Source organism: Ideonella azotifigens, from assembly GCF_006519715.1.
Classification (GTDB): domain Bacteria; phylum Pseudomonadota; class Gammaproteobacteria; order Burkholderiales; family Burkholderiaceae_C; genus Ideonella; species Ideonella azotifigens.
Genome location: NZ_VIDT01000277.1, coordinates 1 through 6,774, shown reverse-complemented (window position 1 = coordinate 6,774; position 6,774 = coordinate 1). Strand labels below are relative to the sequence as shown.

Genomic DNA, 6,774 nt, shown 5'->3' with positions numbered 1-6,774 from the left:
CAGCGGCGGAATCGAGCCCAGCAGGCCCCAGGTGTAGGGGTGCCAGGGCGTGTCGAACAGCTCAGCCGCGCTGCCTTGTTCCACCACCCGGCCGGCATACATCACCATCACCCGGTCGGCTGTTTCGGCCACCACGCCCATGTCGTGCGTGACCAGCAGCACCGCCGAGCCGAACTGCTCGCGTAGCCGGTGGATCAGGCCCAGGATCTGTGCCTGCACCGTCACGTCCAGCGCGGTGGTGGGCTCGTCGGCGATCAGCACGGCAGGGTTGCAGCTCAAGGCCATGGCGATCACCGCGCGCTGGCGCATGCCGCCGGAAAGCTCGTGCGGGTAGCGCTCGAACTGCTGCGCCGGGCTGGGCATGCCCACGGCGGCCAGCAGCTCGATGGCGCGGGCTCGCGCCGCGGCCTGCGAAAGATCGGTGTGCGCGCGCAGCTGCTCGACGATCTGCCAGCCCACGCGCCAGACCGGCGTCAGCGCGGTCATCGGGTCCTGGAACACGTAGGCGATCTCGCGGCCCCGCACCGACTGCAGCTCGCCTGCGGACAGGCCGATCAGCTCGCGCCCGCGAAAGCGCACCGAACCTTCGATCTCCACGTTCGGGTTGTCGATCAGCCCCAGCAGGCTCATCAGCGTGACCGACTTGCCCGAGCCGGACTCGCCCACCACGCCCAGGATCTCGCCGGCCGAGAGCTCGAAGGAGACGCCGTCCACCGCGCGCACCCGGCCTTGCGCGGACCGGAAGCTCACGCGCAGGTCGCGCACGGACAGCAGCGGTTCAAGGCTGGGCTCAGGCATCGCGCACCCGCGGGTCGATGAAGGCATAGGCCACGTCCACCAGCGCATTGGCCGCGACGACGAAGAAGGAGGCGTACATCACCGTGGCCATGATCACCGGCAGGTCCAGGGTCTGCAGCGAGTCGTAGGTCAGCTTGCCGATGCCGGGCAGGCCGAACACGACCTCGGTCAGCAGCGCGCCGCCGCCCACCAGCGCGCCGAAGTCCAGCCCGAAGAGCGTGACCACGCTGATCAGCGAGGTACGCAGCGCATGTGCCAGCAGCACCCGGCGCGGGCTCAGGCCCTTGGCGCGGGCGGTGCGGATGTAGTCCTCCTGCCCGGCCTCGATCAGCGCCGCGCGCAGCACCCGGCCGTACAAGCCCATGTAGAGCACCGAGAGCGTCAGGCAGGGAAAGACCAGGCACAGCAGCCAGCCCAGCGGGCTTTGGCTGAAGGGCACGTAGCCCAGCGGCGGCACCCAGCTGAACAGCCAGGTGTCATGCCAGCGGCTCTGGGTGACGAGGTTGACCACCGAGCCCAGCCAGTAGACCGGCATGGAGATGCCGACCAGGCCCAGCACCATCAGCAGCTTGTCGGGCCAGCGGCCGCGGTGGGCCGCCGCGACCAGGCCCATCAGCACGCTGCCCAGCAGCCACAGCAGCGCCGCGCCGCCCACCAGCGACAAGGTGACCGGCATGGCCGCCGCGATCTCGGGCAGCACCTGTTCGCCGCGGTTGACGAAGGAGGTCAGCTCGCCGGTGATGAACAGCCGCTTCATCAGCAGCCCGTATTGCACGGCCATGGGCTGGTCGAAGCCGAAGTCGTGCCGCACGGCGGCCAGCGTCTCGGGCGAGGCATTGCGCCCGGCAATGCGCGCCGAGGGGTCGGCGCCCGGCGTGGCGAAGAAGATCGCGAAGGTCAGGATGCTGATGCCCGCCATCACGAACAGCATCTGGCCCAGGCGCCGCAGGATGGCCAGTGTCATGCCCCGCCCCCTTTGACCCTGAAGGTGGCCCGTGGGTCCAGCGCGTCACGCAGCGCGTCGCCCAGCAGGTTCAGCGCCACGACGGTGATCACGATGGCAACGCCGGGCGCCAGCGCCACCATGGGTCGTGTGTAGAGCAGCGAGAGCCCGTCCTGGATGATGGTGCCCCAGCTCGCGTTGGGCGCCTGCACGCCGATGGACAGGAAGGACAGCGCGGACTCGGTCAGCATGTTGAGCGCCATCATCAGCGGCACGAAGACGATCAGCGTGGTGGCCACATTGGGCAGGATGTCCACCCGCAGGATGCGGTGCGTGGGCACGCCCAGGCCGATGGCCGCATGCACGAAATCGCTGCGGCGCAGCGCCAGGGCTTGCGCCCGCACCGGGCGGGCCACATACGGCAGGTAGACCAGGCCGATGATCAGCGCCGGCAGCCACAGGCTGTCAGCCTCGATGCGCAGCGGCCCCAGGTGCAGCCCGCTGCCGATGGTGACGATGGACAAGGAGATCGCCAGCAGGTAGACCGGAAAGGCCCACAGCACATCCAGCACCCGCGAAAGCAGCCAGTCCACCACGCCGCCGAAATAGCCTGCCACGATGCCCAGCAGGGCGCCCAGCGACAGGCTCAGCAGCGTGGCCCCGCAGGCAATCAGCAGCGAGGCGCGGCCGCCGTAGAGCAGGCGCGCGGCCACGTCGCGGCCCTGGTTGTCTGCCCCCAGCAGGTAGGCACTGGGCTGCCAGGTCGGGCCGATGGGCGTCTGGCCCAGCCCCAGGCCTTCGGTGGACGCCTCGATCACATCGCGCAGCTGGCCGTCCAGCATGACCTGGCCGCTGATGTTGGAGCGAAACGGATCGGCATGCGCCATGCGCTCGGCATAGAGCGGCGCGGCCGCGCAAGCCAGCAGCACCAGCAGCAGCAAGGCGCCGGCCACCAGCGCGCTGCGGTCGGCCAGCAGACGTGCGAGCGCCACCCGCCACAAGCCCGGCGTCATCCCGCCGGCGGGCACATCCGCTTGCATTCGCCGTACCGCCTTCAGCGCACCCAGGCCTGGTTCCAGAGGAAGTAGAACTGCCCGCTGAACTGGTAGCCCCCCACGCGCTTGGAGACGAAGTCCAGCTGCTTGGGGTTGAACATCACCGCCACCGGAGCCAGGTCGGTCACCTTGCGGTCGATGGCGGCCCACAGCTTGGCGGCGGCGGCCGGGTCGGTCACGCCCACACTCATGGCCTTGTTCAAGTCGGCGTCCAGGCCTTTGTCGCACAGGCCGGAGATGTTGATGGACGCATCGCTGCCCTCATGGAAGCTGCCGCAGGAGAACAGCACGTTGAGGAAGTTCGAGGGCGCCGGATAGTCCTGATACCAGTTGCTGTACGAGATCTGCACCTTGTTCTGCGTGTTCTGGATGTAGGTGAACTCCACCCCTAGCGCCAGCACCTTCAGCGAGGCCTGGTAACCCAGGTCGTTGAGCACGCTGAGCACATAGGTGCCGATCTGCTTGCCGACGGCGGTGTCCTCGGTCAGCAAGGTCACCTTCTGGCCGGCGGTGCCGGAGGCTTTGACCAGGTCCTTGGCGCGCGCCAGGTCGGGTGCGGTCCACTTGCTGCCGGGGTTCTTCGTGTAAGGACAGTAGGCTTCGTAGCCGGCGAACTGCGGCGGCAGCACCTGGCAGCTGGCGGTGGCCAGGTTGCTGCCGCCGTAGATCTTGACCAGCGCGTTGCGGTCGATGGCCAGGTTCACGGCCTGGCGCGCCTGCAGGTTGTTGAAGGGCGCGATGCGGGTGTTCATCGGCAGGTAGAACATGGCCGTCAGCGGCGACACGTGCAGCTGCTTGGCGTATTTGCTGCTCAGCTCGCCCAGGCGGTCGGCCGGCAGCGGGTTGAACATCCAGTCGCCCTGGCCGTTGGCAATGGCGGTGACCTGGTCTTCATCGTTCAGGCCGAAGTCGTAGTCCACCTCGTCCACGTAGCCGTCGGGCTGGGCCTCGTCGCTCCAGGGCTTGAACTGCGGGTTGCGCAACAGCTTGAGCTGCTTCTTCGGGTCGTAGCTGACGATCTTGTAGGCCCCGGTGCCGGGCAGCGGGTTCACGCCCACGTCCTTGGCGGGCGCATCGGCCGGCACGATGAAGGCGTGCGGCACGGCCAGCTTGTAGAAGATCTCGGCGTCCGGCGCCACCAGATTGAGCGTGACGGTGCCGGCCTTGGCATCGGCCACCACGCCGCCGGCCAGCGTGCAGCTGGCGGGGGTCTTCAGGCAGGCATCGGCACCGACGATGCCGTTGTAGAAGCTGCCTGCCGTGGGTCCGGAGACCTTGAAGATGCGGCGAAACGAGGCGGCCACGTCATTGGCCGTCAGCTCGCGCCCATCGGAGAACTTGATGCCCCGGCGCAGCTTGAAGACATAGCGCTTGCCGCCGTTCTCGGGCGCCGGCAGGGCCTCGGCCAGATCCGGCACGATGGTGAAGGCCTGCGCGTCAGGCGCTTTCTTGAAGGCCACCAGGCCGTCATACACGCCCTGGAAAATCTGCGCGAACTGCAGCGTGTAGTTGATGTGCGGGTCGATGGTGCCGGCGCCGGCGGTGGACATCAGCCGCAGCTTGCCGCCCCGGTGCGGGTCGTTCGGGCCGGGGCTGCCGGCCCAGGCCATGCCCAGCGGCAGGGCTGCCAGCAGCACCAAGGTGGATCGGATCCGGGGGGAATTCTTGTAGATCGTCATGAACAACGGGGTGCAAGGCGGTACAACGGTGCCAGCTGGCGAGTCTGGGTGTGAATTCGGCGGTGCAATGGCTCGCCGCCAGTGACATCAGCAATTTGCATACCGTGCCGGTCGCTCGCCTGCGGCGACACTGGCAGGTCCTCGCCGTCAGCACGCCAAGTCTGGCGTGCTGCCTGTCATCATGTCTGGCCGAATGCCGAAGGGAATCCGTTCTTGTCCTTGTTCGCCCGTTTCGAAGCCCTTGTCGACCCCTTTCCCGCCGCCGAGCCTGAGCGCCCGCCTGCGGGTTTCTGGCCTTTCCTGTGGGCTGCCACCGAAGGCACGCGGCCCTACATCGCAGGCATGACGCTGTTCACTGCCTTGATCGGCGTGTTCGAGGCCTGGTTGTTTGCGATGCTGGGCCGGCTGGTGGACTGGCTCTCGGCCATTCCGCCGTCCCAGCTGTGGGCGCGCGAGGGTGGGAATTTGCTGGCGGTGGCCGCGGTGCTGGTGGGCAGCGGCCTGGCGGTTGCCTTGCAGACCATGTTCAAGCACCAGGCGCTGGCCGGCAATTTCCCGATGCGCCTGCGCTGGAACTTCCACCGCCTGATGCTGGGCCAGAGCATGGCCTTCTACCAGGACGAGTTCGCCGGCCGCATTGCCGCGAAGGTGATGCAGACGGCGCTCGCCGCGCGCGATGTATGGATGACACTTTGCGACATCCTGGTCTTCATCATCATCTACTTCGTCACGCTGATGGCGGTGGTCGGTGGCTTCGACCACTGGATGCTGGTGCCGCTGGGCGTCTGGCTGGGGCTGTACCTGATCGCGATGCGCTTCTTCGTGCCGCGGCTCGCGAAGGTCGGCCAAAGCCAGGCCGACGCGCGCTCGCTGATGACCGGCCGCATCACAGATGCGTACACCAACATCGCCACCGTCAAGCTGTTTGCGCACGACAAGCGCGAGGCCGCGCATGCCCGCGGCGCGATGCAGGAATTCCTGGGCACGGTGCACGCGCAGATGCGCCTGGTCAGCTGGTTCGAGATCGTCATCCACATGCTCAGCGTGCTGCTGATCCTGGGCGTGGCCGGCGTTGCACTCTGGCGCTGGACGGACAGCGCGGTCGGCGTGGGCGCGGTCGCCGCCGCCACCGCGATGGCGCTGCGGCTCAACGGCATTTCGCACTGGATCATGTGGGAGATGGCCGCGCTGTTCGAGCACGTCGGCACGGTGCAGGACGGCATTGGCACGCTGGCCCGCGCGCGGCGTGTGGTGGACGCGCCTGAAGCCAAGCCACTGCAGGTGCATGCCGGCGAAGTCCGCTTCGAGGACGTGAGCTTCCACTACGGCGAGGCCACTGCGGGCAAGCCGGTGGTGGACCGGCTGAACCTCACCATCCGCCCTGGTGAGAAGATCGGCCTGGTGGGCCGCTCCGGCGCCGGCAAGAGCACCGTGCTGAGCCTGCTGCTGCGCTTCCATGACGTGCAGCAGGGCCGCGTGCTGATCGACGGCCAGGACATCGCCCACGTCACGCAGGACAGCCTGCGCGCCCAGGTCGGCATGGTAACGCAGGACACCTCGCTGCTGCACCGCTCGGTGCGCGAGAACATCCTCTACGGCCGGCCCGATGCCGGTGACGACGCGATGCGCGCCGCTGCCCAGCGTGCCGAGGCCGAGTCCTTCATCGCCACGCTGACGGACCCCAAGGGCCGCCACGGCTACGACGCGCAGGTCGGCGAGCGTGGGGTGAAGCTCTCCGGCGGCCAGCGCCAGCGCATTGCCATTGCCCGCGTGATGCTGAAGGATGCGCCGGTGCTGTTGCTGGACGAAGCCACCAGCGCGTTGGACAGCGAGGTCGAAGTCGCCATCCAGCAAAGCCTGTACAAGCTGATGGAAGGCAAGACGGTCGTCGCCATCGCGCACCGCCTGTCCACCATCGCCGCGATGGACCGCCTCATCGTGATGGACGCCGGCCGCGTGGTCGAGGAAGGCAGCCACCAGGCGCTGCTGCTCAAGGGCGGGCTGTATGCGCGGCTGTGGGCCCACCAGAGCGGCGGCTTCCTGGGCGAGACCGATGAGGACGCGGTCGCGGCCGCCTGAAGAATCCGCGCCTCGCGGTGCCACTGTCCCTCTAACGTGCCGGCTTGCTTCTAGGGGCATCACCAGCTTTGACGTTGTCCGCTTCGCGTGCCGCTGGTAGCTTCGGTGGGCTGTGCGGCGCCCGCCGCTGGCCAACGAATGCAGGGGGACCGCATGGGATCGCAGTGGCAGGGGCAGGGGCAGTGGCGGAGGCAATGGGCGTGGGCCGCGGGCGCGCGCA

The 6,774-nt window shown here is 68.2% G+C and carries 5 protein-coding genes; 1 reads left to right on the top strand and 4 read right to left on the bottom strand.

What is annotated here, in order from left to right:
• The 4 genes from FKP22_RS16715 to FKP22_RS16700 all read right to left on the bottom strand — a co-directional run.
• Nucleotides 1-798: ABC transporter ATP-binding protein (locus FKP22_RS16715; RefSeq protein WP_141288587.1), on the bottom strand; the 798-nt coding region annotated here is incomplete at its 3' end.
• Nucleotides 791-1,762: an ABC transporter permease gene (locus tag FKP22_RS16710; protein WP_141288586.1), complete on the bottom strand. Its 972-nt coding sequence runs from the start codon at nt 1,760-1,762 to the stop codon at nt 791-793. The genes FKP22_RS16715 and FKP22_RS16710, both read right to left, overlap by 8 nt.
• Nucleotides 1,759-2,781: an ABC transporter permease gene (locus tag FKP22_RS16705; protein ID WP_141288585.1), complete on the bottom strand. Its 1,023-nt coding sequence runs from the start codon at nt 2,779-2,781 to the stop codon at nt 1,759-1,761. Before FKP22_RS16705 ends, FKP22_RS16710 begins: the two co-directional genes overlap by 4 nt.
• Nucleotides 2,782-2,795: 14 nt before the next feature.
• Nucleotides 2,796-4,475, bottom strand: coding sequence for an ABC transporter substrate-binding protein (locus FKP22_RS16700; RefSeq protein WP_141288584.1), 1,680 nt, complete (start codon nt 4,473-4,475; stop codon nt 2,796-2,798).
• A 219-nt stretch (nt 4,476-4,694) separates the two neighbouring features.
• Between FKP22_RS16700 and FKP22_RS16695 the strand changes: the two genes are divergently transcribed.
• Nucleotides 4,695-6,554 carry an ABC transporter ATP-binding protein gene (locus FKP22_RS16695; RefSeq protein ID WP_141288588.1) on the top strand — a complete coding sequence of 620 codons (1,860 nt, stop codon included), beginning with the start codon at nt 4,695-4,697 and terminating at the stop codon, nt 6,552-6,554.
• Nucleotides 6,555-6,774 lie beyond the last annotated feature (220 nt).